The sequence below is a fragment of the Galbibacter sp. PAP.153 genome (assembly GCF_037029175.1).
In the GTDB taxonomy this organism is placed as follows: Bacteria; Bacteroidota; Bacteroidia; order Flavobacteriales; family Flavobacteriaceae; genus Galbibacter; species Galbibacter pacificus.
This window is the reverse complement of sequence record NZ_JAZEUN010000010.1, coordinates 92,445-108,909: the sequence shown is the minus strand read 5'-3', so window position 1 is coordinate 108,909 and position 16,465 is coordinate 92,445. Positions and strand designations below refer to the sequence as shown.

At 39.1% G+C, this 16,465-nt stretch carries 13 protein-coding genes; 6 read left to right on the top strand and 7 right to left on the bottom strand.

Annotated features, from left to right (window positions below; genetic code table 11):
• From rnc to pyk, 3 genes are all read left to right on the top strand, one after another.
• Positions 1-741, top strand: coding sequence for a ribonuclease III (gene rnc, locus UXI14_RS08345; protein WP_277899917.1), 741 nt, complete (start codon positions 1-3; stop codon positions 739-741).
• Between the two features lie 104 nt (positions 742-845).
• The gene (locus UXI14_RS08340; RefSeq protein WP_277899916.1) at positions 846-1,322 is read left to right on the top strand and encodes an IPExxxVDY family protein; all 477 of its coding nucleotides are present in this window, start codon (positions 846-848) and stop codon (positions 1,320-1,322) included.
• Complete coding sequence (gene pyk / locus UXI14_RS08335) at positions 1,315-2,742, top strand: pyruvate kinase (protein WP_277899915.1); 1,428 nt, start codon at positions 1,315-1,317, stop codon at positions 2,740-2,742. Before UXI14_RS08340 ends, pyk begins: the two co-directional genes overlap by 8 nt.
• A 57-nt stretch (positions 2,743-2,799) precedes the next feature.
• Here the strand turns inward: pyk and UXI14_RS08330 are convergent, their stop codons facing one another.
• Positions 2,800-3,384, bottom strand: a complete 585-nt coding sequence (locus tag UXI14_RS08330) for an RNA polymerase sigma-70 factor (protein ID WP_335965739.1) — start codon at positions 3,382-3,384, stop codon at positions 2,800-2,802.
• A gap of 116 nt (positions 3,385-3,500) precedes the next feature.
• Here UXI14_RS08330 and UXI14_RS08325 point away from each other — a divergent pair, with 116 nt between their 5' ends.
• The 3 genes from UXI14_RS08325 to UXI14_RS08315 all read left to right on the top strand — a co-directional run bounded on the left by UXI14_RS08325 (position 3,501) and on the right by UXI14_RS08315 (position 9,738).
• Positions 3,501-4,667 (top strand): FecR domain-containing protein, encoded by a 1,167-nt coding sequence (locus UXI14_RS08325; protein ID WP_335965738.1) that lies wholly within the window; start codon positions 3,501-3,503, stop codon positions 4,665-4,667.
• Positions 4,668-4,811: 144 nt separating this feature from the next.
• Positions 4,812-8,198, top strand: coding sequence for a TonB-dependent receptor (locus UXI14_RS08320; protein WP_335965737.1), 3,387 nt, complete (start codon positions 4,812-4,814; stop codon positions 8,196-8,198).
• Between the two features lie 25 nt (positions 8,199-8,223).
• Positions 8,224-9,738: a RagB/SusD family nutrient uptake outer membrane protein gene (locus tag UXI14_RS08315; RefSeq protein ID WP_335965736.1), complete on the top strand. Its 1,515-nt coding sequence runs from the start codon at positions 8,224-8,226 to the stop codon at positions 9,736-9,738.
• A gap of 61 nt (positions 9,739-9,799) precedes the next feature.
• Here the strand turns inward: UXI14_RS08315 and UXI14_RS08310 are convergent, their stop codons facing one another.
• The 6 genes from UXI14_RS08310 to UXI14_RS08285 form a co-directional block, all read right to left on the bottom strand.
• Positions 9,800-10,633, bottom strand: a complete 834-nt coding sequence (locus tag UXI14_RS08310) for a DUF1080 domain-containing protein (protein ID WP_335965763.1) — start codon at positions 10,631-10,633, stop codon at positions 9,800-9,802.
• A 2-nt stretch (positions 10,634-10,635) separates the two neighbouring features.
• Entirely contained in the window at positions 10,636-11,391 is a 756-nt protein-coding gene (locus UXI14_RS08305) for a DUF1080 domain-containing protein (RefSeq protein WP_277899910.1), read from the bottom strand.
• Positions 11,392-11,411: 20 nt separating this feature from the next.
• Positions 11,412-12,464 carry a sugar phosphate isomerase/epimerase gene (locus tag UXI14_RS08300; RefSeq protein ID WP_335965735.1) on the bottom strand — a complete coding sequence of 351 codons (1,053 nt, stop codon included), beginning with the start codon at positions 12,462-12,464 and terminating at the stop codon, positions 11,412-11,414.
• Between the two features lie 170 nt (positions 12,465-12,634).
• Positions 12,635-13,777 (bottom strand): Gfo/Idh/MocA family oxidoreductase, encoded by a 1,143-nt coding sequence (locus UXI14_RS08295; RefSeq protein ID WP_335965734.1) that lies wholly within the window; start codon positions 13,775-13,777, stop codon positions 12,635-12,637.
• Positions 13,778-13,932: 155 nt separating this feature from the next.
• Complete coding sequence (locus UXI14_RS08290; RefSeq protein ID WP_335965733.1) at positions 13,933-15,066, bottom strand: Gfo/Idh/MocA family oxidoreductase; 1,134 nt, start codon at positions 15,064-15,066, stop codon at positions 13,933-13,935.
• Positions 15,067-15,174: 108 nt separating this feature from the next.
• Complete coding sequence (locus tag UXI14_RS08285; protein WP_335965732.1) at positions 15,175-16,404, bottom strand: nucleoside permease; 1,230 nt, start codon at positions 16,402-16,404, stop codon at positions 15,175-15,177.
• Positions 16,405-16,465 lie beyond the last annotated feature (61 nt).

Here is a 16,465-nt window from a genome sequence, read left to right as displayed (position 1 = left end):
ATGAAGATCATTCGAAAAATATTAAATTCCCGGTCACAAGATGACGGGGATTTTTTTTTAGAAATCTATAAAATACTAGGCTTTAAACCTAAAAATATCGAGCTCTATAGAAAGGCTTTCACCCATAGGTCTGTTAATATTAAAGACCAAAAAGGCATTCCCGTAAACTACGAACGCTTGGAATTTTTGGGAGATACCATGTTGGGCTCCATTATCTCGCATTACCTTTTTAACGAAGTACCTACCGGAGACGAAGGGTACCTTACCAAAATGCGCTCTAAAATTGTAAGCCGGGAGCATCTAAACGAACTGGGAAAAGACCTTAACCTCATAAAATTTGTAAAAAGCAAGATACCCAGCGAACATTTTGGCGATAATATCCACGGAAATGTGTTCGAAGCACTGGTGGGTGCCATTTTTTTGGACAGGGGATTTCATTATTGCGAACGCTTTATCCATAAACGCGTAATCAAACCTTATGTGGACATAGAAAGCCTTGAAGGGAAAATTATTAGCTATAAAAGCTTAATAATTGAATGGTGCCAAAAAGAAAAGAAGGAATTTTTATTTGATACCTATGAAGATGATGGAAACGACGATCTAAAACATTTTGCAGTAAAACTGTACATTAATAAAAAGTTAATTTCCAAAGCCCGCGCCACTTCCAAGAAAAAAGCCGAAGAAAGCGCATCCAAAAGGGCTTATTATGCCCTGCAGGATAAAATAGATGAGTTTCTATAAGCAAAACTACATCGTTTTCGTATTAAAATCATTGCAATCAAAGACTTAAAAGTTGCTAAGTCACGCTTATAATTATATATTTACATTTCCGTGTAAACTTATGTATGGCAATCTATAAATTATTAGATGACGTTTATGAACACTCGTATACCTTAATCGCTATTCACGGCTCTTTAGATGATTACAGGTTAGCATACTTTTTAAATTCAGGATTGAATATAAAATTAACAAGGTTGGATGAAGATGTAACCATAACAAAGAATGCAAAAGTGCCAGCATTTAAATGGTACGACGAAGAAAACGACGTGCAGTGGAGTTTGGTAAAAAACAAAACAGCCGTACAATTGGAAAAGCCCGGATTAAGCCTGTTTGCCGAAAAGAACGAAATGCAAAGAGCCTTTTTAATACCCGAATACAGTAAGGTAGACTATTTTTTAAAAATAGATGAAGAAGGAAGGTATAAAAACGAAATACAGGTACTGTTAAAGCTAAAAAAAATACCCGGTGTAATAACCGCATATAAAATAGAAGCACAACAACTAAAATCTAAAAATAACTTAATTTTTCTAACGAATGCCTAATAGAAAAAAGACAAAAATTGTAGCAACGCTTGGTCCTGCCACAAGCACTAAGGAGGTTTTAAAAGACATGATAGAGGCAGGGGTAAATGTGTTCAGAATTAATTTTTCGCATGCCAATTACGACGATGTAAAAGAACGAATCGATATGATACGTTCTTTAAACAAAGAATATAATTACAACACAGCCATCCTGGCCGACCTACAAGGGCCCAAACTTCGTGTTGGGGTAATGAAAGAAGATGTTATCGTAAGCAAAGGCGATGAAATTACTTTTGTGACCGGAGAAGCTTTTGAGGGAAATGCCGAAAGGGTTTACATGAATTACAAAGAATTTCCAAGAGATGTAAAACCCGGAGAACACATTTTGCTGGATGACGGTAAGTTGATGTTCGAAGTTGTTTCGACCGATAAAAAAGAAGCGGTAAAAGCAAAAGTAGTGCAAGGAGGGCCATTGAAATCTAAAAAAGGGGTAAATCTGCCCAATACGGATATTTCGCTTCCCGCACTTACCAAAAAAGATATAAAAGATGCCATTTTTGCCATTAAGCAAGATGTAGATTGGATTGCACTTTCGTTTGTTCGCCATAGCGAGGACTTAATGGATTTGCAAAAATTAATAAGCGAGCATACAGACCAGAAAATTCCAATTGTAGCCAAAATAGAAAAGCCAGAAGCGGTAGAAAACATAGATAAAATCGTGGCCCATTGCGATGGTTTAATGGTTGCCCGTGGCGATTTGGGTGTTGAAATCCCGGCACAGGAAGTCCCATTGGTGCAAAAACAACTTGTATTACGCGCTAAAAAAGCACGTATTCCAGTAATTATTGCCACGCAAATGATGGAAACCATGATATCGAGCTTAACGCCAACACGTGCTGAGGTAAATGATGTGGCAAACTCGGTGATGGACGGGGCAGATGCCGTAATGCTTTCTGGAGAAACTTCGGTTGGGGCCTATCCGGTTCAGGTAATCGAAAAAATGGCAAGTATCATTGAAAGTGTGGAACATTCGCATCTTATTAAAGTTCCTCAGGAGCCACCTCATATAAAAACCAAAAGATATATTACCAAGTCGGTATGCTTTCATGCTGCTTCCATGGCAAACGAGATTAACGCAAAGGTTATTTCAACATTGACCAATAGTGGCTATACAGCATTTCAAATTTCTGCTTGGCGCCCAAAGGCACATATTTTGGTATTTACATCCAATAAAAGAATTTTAACTCAGTTAAGTTTGCTATGGGGTGTAAAAGCTTTTTATTATGATAAGTTTGTAAGTACAGATCAAACCATTGAGGACGTAAACAAAATAGCAACAAACAAGGGGTTCTTGGATAAAGGTGATATGATGATAAGCCTTGCTGCCATGCCAATACAAGACAAAGGTATGGTGAACACTTTGCGTGTTACGGAAATATAAAATAACAGCTTTAAACAAGCCAAAAAAGCCGTTTCTATTTATTTAGAAACGGCTTTTTTATGTTGCGCTATTGTTTAAAAGACAAAAAAGGAGAATAGCCTCATACTGTTTGGCCAATTTTTCCCTAAGCAAATTATAGGCCTTGCTTATCTGGGCTTCAACTGTTTTTGTGGAAATGCTTAAATGTTCGGCTATTTCGTTATTGGTAAGTCCTTCTTTTTTGCTCAACATAAAAATGCGTTGGCACTTTGGAGGGAGTTTTTCAATTTCTTTGGAAACAATACTAAAAAAATACTCGATTTTATTTTCATCGGCCTGTGTGGTTATTTTTTCCAGACTTTCTAAATATTTGTAATGCAACAAAGTGGTTGCCTTGCTCTTTTGATAGGTGTTTATAAATTCATTGTAAACCGATTTATAGAGAAACCCCTGAATGGAGTATTTGGCATTGAGGTTTTTTCTAAACTGCCATGTTTTAATCAATACGTTCTGAACAATGTCTTCGGCTATATCTTTGTCATTAATCAAACTAATTGCATAAGCATATAATTTTTGATAATAAATATCTACCAAATATTCATATGCTTTTTCATCTCCTTTTTTTAGTCCGTTTATAAACACATCATAATTATTGTGAAACATACACTTATTGTTTGATTGCATTCAAATTTATGTTAATAAAAGCGAAATCGTTAAAAAAAACACGAAAAAAGTAAGGGTATTATAATTTGGTCTTGTAATACTAATAAATATGTAAAATGATTTCTCCGGAAACAGAACAGCTTATAGTTAAATTCCTAACCAATTCCGCAACCTCGGCAGAACTGGACATACTCAATAATTGGATAGGTGCAGCTGAAAATTATAGGCTTTTCAAGGAATATGTGGAAACTCATTTTGCAATTTCGATAACTATGAACAAACCTAATACCGAAAAAGCAAAAAAGCAATTCCTGTTAAATATAAAAAAGGAAAAGAGAAAAGATAGGCTTAGGATATTGCAATCTGGAGTAAAATACGCGGCCATTTTATTGATTTTGTTCGGGACTTTTTTTACTTATCGGTACTATGTTGAAACAATACACGAAGTCCCGAATAATACTAAAGTCGTTCCGAGGGAAGAACAAGTGACCCTTCAATTGGGGAATGGGTCGGTACAAACCATTTCTGAAAAAAGCAATATTCAAGACAAAAAGGGGAATACCATAGCCCAAAGCGATGGAGAAAAATTGCACTACAATAAATCGACCGAAAAAAACAGCGCCTTGGTGTATAATAAATTAATGGTGCCTTATGGAAAGAAGTTCGATCTTTTTTTGGCCGATGGCACCCATGTGCGGTTAAATTCTGGCAGTTCTTTAATGTACCCCGTAGACTTTGTAAAAAAAGACCAGCGAAGGGTGTATTTGCAAGGCGAGGCTTTTTTTAATGTGGTACACGAAAAAGATAGGCCGTTTTTTGTGGGGGCTCAAGGAATGGACGTAAAAGTTTATGGAACCGAGTTTAACATAAAAAACTATAGCGAAGACATTCATACCGAAGTAGTATTGGTAAATGGTTCCGTGAGCTTGTTAACAGAAAATGGCAAAAAAATAAAGAAGGAGAGTATGTTGGAACCCGGAGATATGGGGGCATATAATAAAACCGATAAAAGTATCTCAAAGTCAAAAGTAGATACCTCTATTTATACGTCATGGTTAAACGGGAATATTGTTTTTAGGGACGAATCTTTTGATAATATTATAAAGGACCTAGAGCGTAGTTACAATGTGGTGATCATTAACAATAACAAAGAATTGGCGGCCGAGCATTTTAACGCAATTATAGAAACCCGCCATGAAAGCATTGAACAGGTGCTCAATTACTTCAGTAAAATCTATGAAATAAATTATCAGGTGGTAGAAAACAAAATCGTAATCAATTAAAATAGAAAGTATAAGAAGAAACACATTTTTCAACTAACAAAGCTAAAAAAGAATCACTTAAATAAAAAAGACCAGGAAATGCTGCCACATTTCCCGATCAGTTTAAGCGATTAAATTATTAATCAACTCTAACAATTCAAAATTATGAAAAAACGATTAAAGCTATGGGTTTTCGATCCATGGAGTTATAACCTCGATTTAAAAATGAAATTATCCATTTTGTTTGTTTTTGCAATGATCTTTACATTGCAGGCCAACACATCGTATTCTCAAAAGACCAAAATAACGCTCAACCTTCAAAATAGTACAGTTGGGGCCGTTATCGATCAAATTGAGACCACAACCGAGTTTAAGTTTATATTCAACACAGAAGAAGTAGACCTTAACAGGGAAATTTCAATAGCGCTTAAAAAAGCATCTATAAACAAGGTGCTGGAAAATGTTTTTAAGGATTATCCGGTAGACTATGAAATACTCGACAGGAAAATACTGCTCAAAAAAGCGAAACAGGAGGATAAAATAGATCATGAAGCCTTCCTGAAAGAAAGTCAGCAATTTCAAGTTTCTGGACAGGTCCTCGATGAAATGGGGACGCCCTTGCCCGGTGCCAATATTTTAGAAAAAGGGACTTCTAATGGAGCCCAAACCGATTTTGATGGAAATTTTACCCTTTCCCTATCCGGTCAAAATGCCACATTGGTAGTTTCGTATATTGGTTTTACTACTAAAGAAGTACCGGTTGATGGGCAGGCCAACCTAAAAATAACCATTCAAGAAAGTGCGGCCGCGCTCGATGAAGTGGTGGTTATTGGTTATGGTACACAAACCAGGGAAGAAGTAACCGGGGCAATGTCTTCTGTTAAATCAGACGATATTGTAACGCAGGGTTCCGCAACTGTAGAAAAAGCGCTTCAAGGGCGTGTGCCGGGGGTTCAGGTGGAATCTTCAGGTGGAAATCCGGGTTCTGGAGTAAGAATATTAATAAGGGGTACGGGCTCGTTGGGTAATAACAACCCGTTGTATATTGTAGACGGGGTTCAAGTAGACAACATCAATAACCTTAACCCTACCGATATATCTTCAATGGATATACTTAAAGACGCTTCAGCTGCTGCAATTTATGGTTCCAGGGCCGCAAATGGCGTTGTTATCATTACTACGAAATCTGGAAGGAGTGGAGAAAATGTAATTGACTTTAGTACCTACTACGGATTTCAAAATATCATAAACAAACAAGAAGTGTTAAATGCCTCAGAATGGGCAACTGTTAGTAACGCCGCGCACGATAATGCAGGCTTGGCAAGGTTGGATTTGGCCAATAACCCAGAATCTTTGGGGGAAGGCACCAATTGGCAGGACGAAATTTATAGAACAGCCCCCATACAAAACTATAATTTGTCTGCAAGCGGTGGTGGCGAAAACTATACGTACAGCGTTTCAGGGGGCTATATCGACCAAGAAGGAATTGTAAAGGAAACAGGTTATAACCGATGGAACCTACGTTTAAAGTCTACGTTGACCAAAGGAAGGTTTAAATTAGGCGAATCTGTAATTCTGTCAAAAGAATATTGGCGAAGGCCTGAAGGACTTGGTGGTCAAGGTGGAAATGCCGTTGGATCTGCCCCAAAAATGATTCCCGTTTTTGATGTGTACAACCCAGATGCGGTAGGAGGTTACGGAGGGGCTTATGGGCCTGTTGTAGATATTGCAAACCCAGTGGCCCAGCTCAATCTTAGAATACCCGAAGACTATGTTAAAAAAGCCATTATAAATGCCTTTGCTGAAGTCGATATTATAGAAGGACTTAAATATAAATTGAATTTGGGCTATACCAGTACAGAAGGGTATAATTACCAATATACCTACCCGTATGAAGTGGGTGCCCTGTTTACAAATTTGGATGCCGATTTAACCGAGACAAGGTATGAAAATGATTATGTACTAACCGAAAACACATTAAACTACAAAAAAACTTTTGGTGAACATAAAATAGATGCCTTAGTGGGCTATACCTATCAAAACACTTCGTATAGAGGGCTTACGGGTTCAAAAAGCGGAATGCCGCCCGGGGTTAAAGTACTGGATGCAGGAACCGTAAATGCAGCTGCCGGAAGCAATGCTTGGGAAAACGCCTTGGTATCTTATTTGGGTCGATTAACATATTCATTTGCAGATAGATATATCCTTACGGGAATTATTAGGCGTGATGGCTCGTCCCGCTTTGGGTCGGATAATCAATATGGTAACTTTCCTTCCTTGGCCTTTGCCTGGAACATTTCGAACGAGCCTTTTTTTGAAAATATAAAAGAAACGGTAAATACGGCGAAATTAAGGTTGAGTTATGGGGTGCTGGGAAATCAGGAATTCGACGATTATCGATACAGCCCGGCCATAAGCCTCAATGCCAATTATGTTACAGGGCAAGGCCAAACATTGTGGCCCGGAGCTATTCAAACTGCTTTTGCAACGCCAGATATTAAATGGGAGACCTCTAAAACATTTAATGTGGGGACGGATCTTAGCTTTTTCGAAAGAAAATTGAATTTCATTTTTGATTATTTTGTAAAAGAAAATTCCGATGTACTGTTGCAAGTGCCCATTCCGCTTTCCACAGGAGCGAGCTCAAACAGTCCGTATATCAATGCCGGACAGATAACCAACAAAGGCTTTGAAACATCGCTTACCTACAGGAATTCTGGTAACGATTTTTCATATGAAATTACTGGAACACTGGCCTCAGTAGATAATGAAGTGGATTTTCTAGGTACGGGATCCCAGCAAATATTTGGCGGACAACCCACCCACCATGGCGCTTCTGCCACGGTAACACAAGCAGGGTTTCCGGTGGGGTCGTTCTATCTTATAAAAACCGATGGAATATTTAATTCAGAAGAAGAAGTTAATGCCCATACACAAGACGGGCAACTTATCCAACCCAATGCGCAACCGGGCGACATAAGGTTTGTTGATTACAACAACGATGGACAAATTGACGAAGACGACAGACAGTTTTTAGGAAGCCCGACACCCGATTTTTCTTATGGTCTTGGCGGAAGCTTTACCTATAAAAATTTTGACCTCAATTTGTTTTTTCAAGGTACCCAAGGAAATAAAATCTACAATGGGGTACGTCAAGATTTGGAAGGGATGAACTTGGAATACAATTATGCCAAAACTACTTTAAACGCATGGACTCCAACAAATACGGATACCAATATGCCCCGGGCAGTAATAAACGACCCGAACCTTAACTCCAGAACGTCCGATCGTTTTCTGGAAGACGGATCTTATTTTAGGTTTAAAACACTTCAGTTTGGGTATACATTACCGGAGAATGTTTTAAGTGCGGCAAAAATCAATCGATGTAGGATATACATAAGCTTGGACAATATTTTTACAATAACCGATTACAAAGGGTATAACCCCGATTTGGGTAGAACAGGTTCTGTTTTAGACCGTGGCGTAGATTTTGGCCATGTTGCCTATCCGCTTTCGCGAACTTTTATGACTGGTGTTGAATTTTCTTTTTAAGATGAACGATAAAACTTTATTAAAGATGAAAAAATACATATATATACTTTTAATCGTTTCAACTTTTATAAGTTGCGATGATGAATTAGAACAAACCAACCCAAATGTGGTTACACAAGAAAATTTTTGGAAAACGGGAGACGATGTTTTGTCGGGACTTGCGGCAACCTATAAAATGTTTAGGCATATAGACAACGGTTATTGGGGCGTAAGGGGCGTAGAACTTACCAATGGCCGGGGAGACGACTTTTTTATCCGTAACGACGTTAAAGCACTATACGAACTCTCTACCTTTAGTAACACGCCTTCTACCGGTACGCCGACCTCAATATTTACAGGGTGTTATACGGGTATATTTAGGGCCAACCAAATAATAGACAATATAGGTACCGTAGAAGTTTCTGATGCCGACAAAGAAAAATTTGTAGCCGAAGCTAAGTTTTTACGGGCGCTTAATTATTTTCATTTAGTGATTAATTATGGTGCTGTGCCTATTTTTACTTCGGTACCGCAAACACGGGAAGAATATTTTATTCAACAATCGCCCGAAAGCGAGGTATGGGTGCAAATTGAAAACGATTTTAAAGAGGCCGCAGCCAATTTACCGGTTACATACCCATCACAATGGGTTGGAAGGGCCACCAAAGGCGCGGCAATTGGCTATTTGGGGAAAGTGTATTTATATCAGCAGAAATGGGAAGATGCCGTTACGCAGTTTTCAACCCTAACAACTCCAACAGGAATGCCAAAGGCTCCATATAATTACGATCTACTTGCAGATTTTCAGGAGAATTTCTTGCCGGGAAATGACAATAATATAGAATCATTGTTTGAAATACAAAACCAAAATGTTGGAGGAACAGAACCTTGGGCAGGCGAAAATGCAAACGAATCGCAAGGAGTAACTACTGCTCAGGAATTTGCACCAACAGAAGTTGGAGGCTGGTTTGAAGCGCATCCCACGGAAAAGATATTTCAGGAATTTCAAGAGGAAAAAACCACCGATGGCGATTTCGATCCTAGAATGTACGCTTCATTGATATGGGATTATCCAGGCGCCACATTTTATAACATTCCGTATGCCGAATTTTCCTCGCCTTTTGGCTACAGTGCCAAAATTAAAAAATACCAAAACTGGTTTGATGACAATGAAGGCATATGGATTTCTGAAATTAACGAAAAAGCACTTCGGTTTGCCGATGTTTTATTGATGTACGCTGAAGCTTTGACAATGCAAGGCAGGTCTGCTGAAGCTGTTCCGTTGGTAAACAGGATCAGGGAAAGGGCAAGCCTTTCGGCAATAGCTGCTTTAGGCCAAACAGAAATGATGGAGGAAATAAGGCATCAAAGAATGATTGAATTTTTCCGGGAGGGGCTCAGGTTTTACGACTTAAAACGTTGGGGCTTAATAGAACAGGAAATAAACAATAGCGATAAAGTTGGCAAAGAATTTTTGGTGTTGCCAAAGCATGCATATTTTCCCATTCCACAATCCGAAATGAATACAAATCCAAATATTGATCAAAATCCAGATTGGTAACAACAAAAAAGGGTTGGTATCATTGGTGCCAACCCTTTTTTATACTACTATTTTAATAGAATTATTCCAGTTCCCTTACCCAAATGTTCCGGTAACTAACACGGCTGTTATCGCCATGGTCCTGGAGCTTAAGCGGTCCTTTTCCGTGCGGATCGTTTTTAGGCCACCCAATATAAGGGGTGGTACCTTTTATTTCGGTATGGTCTTGTATCAAAACGCCATTTTGTAATAAGGTAATGGTAGCCGATTTTATTTTTCCACCTTCTTTGTTAAATTCAGGAGCATGGTAAATAATATCGTAAGTGTTCCATTCGCCGGTTGGAACAGAGGCCATTGCCAACGGGGCACCTTGCTTATAAATAGAGCCTACTTGGCCATTTGTATAGGTTTTGTTGTCGTTATTGTCCAGTACCTGTACTTCATATAACCCTTGAAGGAACACGCCGCTGTTTCCCCTGCTTTGTCCTTCGCCATGTATCTCTGCTGGAGAACGCCATTCTATATGAAGCTGTATGCTGCCAAAATTTTGTTTTGTCTGGATATCACCGGTTTTGTTTTTAACGGTCATGCTCCCATCGTTATTAATGGTCCATTTTGCGGCAGTACTATCGGCAGCACTGACCCAGTTGTCGAGGTTTTTACCATCAAAGAGAACAATGGCATCGCTTGGGGCGCCATTTTTTCCACTGGGGTCTACCGTAGGGGGAACAGGCTCATAAAACTCGGTTTCTTCAGGTTTTGTGGGCTCTTTTCCCGAGTATTCTTCATAGGTTATTACCGCTGGTTTTTCTTCAGCTTTTGTTGTAACGGCCTCAGTTTTTGCTTCTTCTTTTTGTGGAGTATTGCATGCTACTGTAACGTTTAAAAGCAAACCGCAAAAAAATAATTTTTTTATCATTAGTCCAGTTCTTTTATTTTAATATTTCTGAAAGAAACTTTGTTGCCGTGGTATTGGAGTCCGATTTTTCCAGTTTCGTATACGCCAAAACCATCCCAGTCCTTAAACTTGGAATTGGCGATTAATTCGTCCCACTTCGCTCCATGAACGGGAAATTCTACCACTTTTGTCCCGTTTAAGGTTACGGTCCCTTTATTGGTATTGTGGTTTATTTCCAACACGCACGTATTCCACTCTCCTACTGGTTTTGCTACATCTTCACTTGGGGCAATCATGTCGTACAAGGCTCCAGCCTGGTGCGATTTTCCTGCCTTGGCATCTGGATGTTTTTCGTTGTCCAAGATTTGAATTTCAGGTCCGGTTTGGTAGGGTTCATGGTATTTTTCATCTTCTTGAACTCCCCAGAAAAAACCACTGTTACCGCCTTCGGAAATCTTCCATTCCAAGGAAAGCACGAAATTGGTATATTCTTCATTGGTAACAATATTTCCTGCATGGTCTCCGGGGGTGAGCACCATTGCACCATCTTCTATAGACCAAGCGCTGGATACTTCTTTTCCGGTGTTGTACATATGCCAGTTGCTAAAATCGGTGCCATCAAAAAGCGTTTTCCATTCGCCTTTTGCTGCTGAAGTTGCTTGAGCTACTTCTTTTTTAGAAGTTGTCGTTTCTTCTGAAGCAGTTTCAGAATTGTTTTTTTGCTTGCACGACATCAATACAATCGATGCCATAAACAAATAGCTAATAGTTTTCATTTGTATAAATTTAATTGTTTTTATAGTCCGAGAATTTTTTTCAGTTTAGCTTCATCCACATCTGCTCCGGCGAAATCGTCAAATACTTTTTCGGTAGCTTCAATAATATGTTTTTTAATAAATGGGGCTCCTTCTCTTGCTCCTTGTTCCGGGCTTTTAATGCAACACTCCCATTCCATTACCGCCCATACGTCGCATCCGTATTGCGTGAGCTTTGAAAATATTTTTTTAAAGTCAATTTGTCCATCACCCAAAGAACGGTACCTTCCGGCTCGGTCCCCCCAATTGTTATAGCCTCCAAAAGCACCTTTTTTTCCTGTTGGATTAAATTCGGAGTCTTTTACATGGAAAGATTTAATAAATTCATGATAATGGTCTATGTATTCTATATAATCTAATTGTTGGAGCACAAAATGAGAAGGGTCGTACAAAATATTTACACGCTTATGGTTTCCGGTAGCCTCGAGGAAACGTTCAAAAGTGTCCCCATCGTGGATATCTTCACCGGGATGTACTTCATAACACACGTCCACGCCTTGCTCGTCAAAAACATTTAAAATGGGCAACCAGCGCTTGGCCAATTCGTCAAAGCCCATTTCTACCAGTCCCGGCGGTCGTTGTGGCCATGGGTGAAAAGTATGCCACAGCAAAGCACCAGAAAAAGTAGCGTGCGCTTTAAGTCCTAAATGATTGCTTGCCTTGGCCGCTTTTTTTACAGTGTCTACCGCCCATTCTGTTCTTGCTTTTGGGTTGTTTTTTACCTTTTCGGGGGCAAAATTGTCAAACATAATGTCATAAGCAGGATGGACAGCTACCAATTGCCCTTGCAGGTGAGTGGAAAGCTCGGTAATCTCCAATCCGTATGAATTGATTTTTCCTTTAAGTTCGTCGCAATATGTTTTACTCTCGGCCGCTTTGTCGAGATCGATTAAAAAGTTTTCCCAAGTAGGTATTTGTATTCCTTTGTAACCCAAATCGGCAGCCCATTTGCACATCCCATCAAGGGTATTGAAAGGAGCTTTATTATCTACAAATTGGGCCAGGAAAACGGCAGGGCCTTTTATGGTTTTCATCTATTTTAAATTTTTAATTTATATATGTTCATACAGTTGAGGACATGCATGAAATTTATTTTTTTAGTTGATAAAAATGCTTCGGTATATATATCCAGCAATTTATCCAGAAAAATACGTGTTTAAAAATAAAAGTATTAAAAAATGCCATGTCTAACGTTTGGCATTATTTATTTTAATTTTACCCACGCCGCATTTTGTTTATCGCTTTCAACGGCAGCATAGATAAACTCAACCCCTTTTACCCCGTCGTTTATCGATGGGTAATCTGGTTTTTCCATTGGATTGTTTTCAAGAACGCTCATTAAATGTGTGCCGAACGCTTTATAAATATTGGCAAAGGCCTCCAAATAGCCTTCGGGGTGCCCTTTGGGGATTCTTGAAATTTCCCTTACATTTTTATAGATGTCGTTTCCATCTGGGGTGAAGGTTTGTTCGGGCTTGTCGATCCATTTGGCCGTTAGTTTGGTAGCTTCTTCCTGGTTCCATTCTATACTGCCTTTGCTACCGTATATTTTTATGCCGAGGGCGTTTTCTTCGCCTACGGCCATTTGCGAAATAGACATGGTCCCTTTAGCCCCGTTTTCCATTCTAAGCAGGATGTTTCCATCGTTGTCGAGCACACGGTCTTTTCCAATCCTACCCAGATCGGCTGCAATTTCGGTTATTTGAAGCCCCGTTATATAAGAAACTAAATTTTCGGCATGTGTCCCGATATCGGCTAAAGAGCCGCCAACTCCAGATTTTTTGGGGTCTGCCCGCCAAGGCTTTATTTTTGCTTCCTTGTCTACTTCGGCAGCCATCCACCCTTGCAGGTATTGAACCTGTATTTTTCTAATGGCTCCCAATTCTCCATTTTCAACCATTTGCTTAGCCTGTTTTACCATGGCGTTCCCGGTATAATTATGAGTAAGCGCAAACAATAGGCTTGTGTCGTTCACCAGTTTTTCAAGTATTTGGGCTTCGTTTACGGTGAGTGTAACCGGTTTGTCGCAGACCACATGGAACCCATTTTCCAAAGCCATTTTTGCTGGTTCGAAATGTAAAAAATTTGGGGTTACAATGGTTACAAAATCCATTCGTTCGCCTTCTGGAAGCTCTTTTTCCTTTAAAATCATTTCTTGAAAACTGCCATAACACCTGTTTTCGGGTAAAAACAATGCTTTTCCCGTGCCCTTTGTTTTTTCAAGGGTGCTGTTAAAAGCGCCACATACCAATTCTATCATTCCGTCCAAAGCAGAAGCTTTGCGGTGCACATCGCCCATAAAAGAGTCCAGGCCGCCGCCAACCATGCCCATTCTTAGTTTTCTCATTGTGTTTTATATAATGTATTTATAAAGCATTTTTGTTTTACAACTTATGTTCACAACCCCGGCATAGGGTTGTTTTACTTGTATTTTTATAAAACAAGGCTGTGTATAAATTATGCACAGCCTTGTATAAATATGTTTAAAGGAAATGAGGGAAATTATATTTCTACCCAAACATTTCCTTTTTTATGAGATTCGACTGCTTTTTCTATAAAATTCATTCCGCGGACTCCATCGTTCATGACCGGAAATTCTCCTGGATGATATTTTTCCTTTCGGATGGCCTTGGCTACACCTTTATAGATGTTCCCCATGGAATCGAAAATTCCTTCGGGGTGTCCCGGCGGAAGTTTGGTCCCGTCCAGCGAGAATTCACTATTATATGCATGGCCGGGTTTTAATACTTTTAAAGGCTCATCTTCAGTTAAATGATAAAGATAGTTTGGATTTTCCTGCTCCCATTTCAAGCCTCCTTTGTTGCCGTAGATACTTACCGTAAAATTATTTTCTTCGCCTGTGGCAATCTGGCTGGTCCTTAAAACCCCTTTTACATTCTCCGAGAAACGAAGCAAAATAGTACCGTCGATATCCATTTTATTGTCACTATAAAGATAATTAAGGTCGGCGAGGATACTGTTTACCTCCATTCCGGTTACATATTCCATCATGTCGAACCCATGTGTGCCAATATCGCCCACACAACAGCTAATCCCCGATTTTTCGGGGTCAAGGCGCCAAGTATTGGACCTTTTATCTTTGTCGTGAATTATGGGGTTTATCCAGCCTTGGTAATACTGAACATCTATTTTTTGTATTTCGCCAATAACGCCAGAAGCTATCATTTCTTTCATTTGACGTACCATTGGGTAACCGGTATAGGTATATGTAACGGCAAATATGGTATTGGCTTTTTCTAATGTTTCCTGAAGGATTTTAGCTTCCTCGAAGGTGGTTGTCATTGGTTTTTCGCAAATGACATTAAACCCCGACTCCAAAAGCTTTTTTGCCATTGGAAAATGAAGAAAATTAGGTGTAAGCACCGAAACTACTTGCATTCGTTCATCTTCGGGGAGTTTTAACTCTTCTTCTATTAGGGTATCAAAATCTTTATATACGCGGTTTGTAGGAATGCCTATGTGCTCTGCAAAACCAATATTTTCATCTAGGTTAGGGTTAAAGACGCCTCCAACAAGTTGGTAGCTGTCGTACATGGAAGAAGCAATACGGTGTAACACACCAATGAGAGAGTCGCCACCGCCGCCTAAAATTCCGAGTCTTATTTTTTTGCTCATATTGTTAGTAAAAAATTAAATATATAATTGTAAAGGTATAACGTTAAAAAGGCAATTGAGTTAAGGTTTTTTTAAATTTCCTTGTGTAACATGGCCGGGACCATATTTTTATTGCTCTTTATATTCTATTTTTTCATTTTTAAAGAAAATGGCAAACAGGATGGCCACAGCCAATGCAAAGCCTGCCGGGTATATCCAGATGCTGTACCAATCGTGAGTTCCTTCAGAAATTAAAAATCTATCAGAAATGGCTCCAGCTACTTCAAAGCCAATGAGCATCCCAACACCATAGGTTGCCAAAGTGATAAGTCCTTGCGCAGCACTTTTGTGCTTAGCACCCGCTTTGGAATCGGTATAAATTTGACCCGAAACAAAGAAAAAATCGTAGCAAAGACCGTGTAAAGCAATTCCAATAATTAGCATAAACACTAAATCCCCTGCATCTCCAAAAGCAAACAAGAGATAGCGTAGGGTCCATGCAAGCATACCTGCCAAAATGGTTTTTTTGAAACCGAATTTTTTAAAGAAAAACGGTAATAAAAGCATAAACAACACTTCAGACATTTGCCCAAAAGACATTTTAAAGGTGGAGTTTTCTACGCCTATTTCTGTTAAAAACGGGCTCGCATTTTGATAATAAAATGCCAAAGGGATACAAATAAGCACCGATGAAATAAAGAATAGCAGGAAATTTCTGTCTTTTAAAAGTTTAAGAGCGTCCAAGCCCAATATTTCAGAGATGCTGGCCTTTTCGTTTTTGTCGGCTTTTGGTGGTGTTTTAGGTAAAGTGAAGCTAAACAAGGCTAAAATTACCGAAACAATGGAAGTCATTAAAAAAGTATTTTTAAGCATTCCCTGAGATATATTTTCGGTAGAATCCCATGCAAGGTAACTAATAACCGCTCCTGCAACAATCCAGCCTATGGTTCCAAAAACCCTTACAAAAGAAAATTGTTTTCCGGGGTCTGTCATCTGGTTAAAAGAAATGGAGTTTACCAAGGCCAGCGTTGGCATAAAGGCAATCATATAAGCCAATACATATGGGTAAAAGACACTGAAATCGGTGCTTTGGTACATTAGATACATTAATATGGCCCCTATGATATGCAAAATCCCCAAGATTTTTTCAGCATTAAAATAGCGGTCGGCTATTAAACCAATAATAAAAGGGGCTATAATAGCTCCCCAAGATTGAGTAGAAAATGCCATGGCCATTTGTCCGCCGGTGGCTTCAAGGTTGTTCCCTAGGAATGTGCCTAGCGTAACAAACCAACCTCCCCAAATGAAAAATTCTAAGAACATCATAAAGGAAAGTTGAAATTGAATTTTTTTGTTCATGTTAGCTTGCGTTTAAATATTAAATAGTTATAGTTAGTAATTATGTGCGGTTTTTTGAGCT

Coding starts and splice junctions, on each gene's coding strand:
- rnc (WP_277899917.1), top strand. CDS start 1: ATGAAGATCATTCGAAAAATATTAAATTCCCGGTCACAAGATGACGGG.
- UXI14_RS08340 (WP_277899916.1), top strand. CDS start 846: ATGGCAATCTATAAATTATTAGATGACGTTTATGAACACTCGTATACC.
- pyk (WP_277899915.1), top strand. CDS start 1,315: ATGCCTAATAGAAAAAAGACAAAAATTGTAGCAACGCTTGGTCCTGCC.
- UXI14_RS08330 (WP_335965739.1), bottom strand. CDS start 3,384: ATGTTTCACAATAATTATGATGTGTTTATAAACGGACTAAAAAAAGGA.
- UXI14_RS08325 (WP_335965738.1), top strand. CDS start 3,501: ATGATTTCTCCGGAAACAGAACAGCTTATAGTTAAATTCCTAACCAAT.
- UXI14_RS08320 (WP_335965737.1), top strand. CDS start 4,812: ATGAAAAAACGATTAAAGCTATGGGTTTTCGATCCATGGAGTTATAAC.
- UXI14_RS08315 (WP_335965736.1), top strand. CDS start 8,224: ATGAAAAAATACATATATATACTTTTAATCGTTTCAACTTTTATAAGT.
- UXI14_RS08305 (WP_277899910.1), bottom strand. CDS start 11,391: ATGAAAACTATTAGCTATTTGTTTATGGCATCGATTGTATTGATGTCG.
- UXI14_RS08300 (WP_335965735.1), bottom strand. CDS start 12,464: ATGAAAACCATAAAAGGCCCTGCCGTTTTCCTGGCCCAATTTGTAGAT.
- UXI14_RS08295 (WP_335965734.1), bottom strand. CDS start 13,777: ATGAGAAAACTAAGAATGGGCATGGTTGGCGGCGGCCTGGACTCTTTT.
- UXI14_RS08290 (WP_335965733.1), bottom strand. CDS start 15,066: ATGAGCAAAAAAATAAGACTCGGAATTTTAGGCGGCGGTGGCGACTCT.
- UXI14_RS08285 (WP_335965732.1), bottom strand. CDS start 16,404: ATGAACAAAAAAATTCAATTTCAACTTTCCTTTATGATGTTCTTAGAA.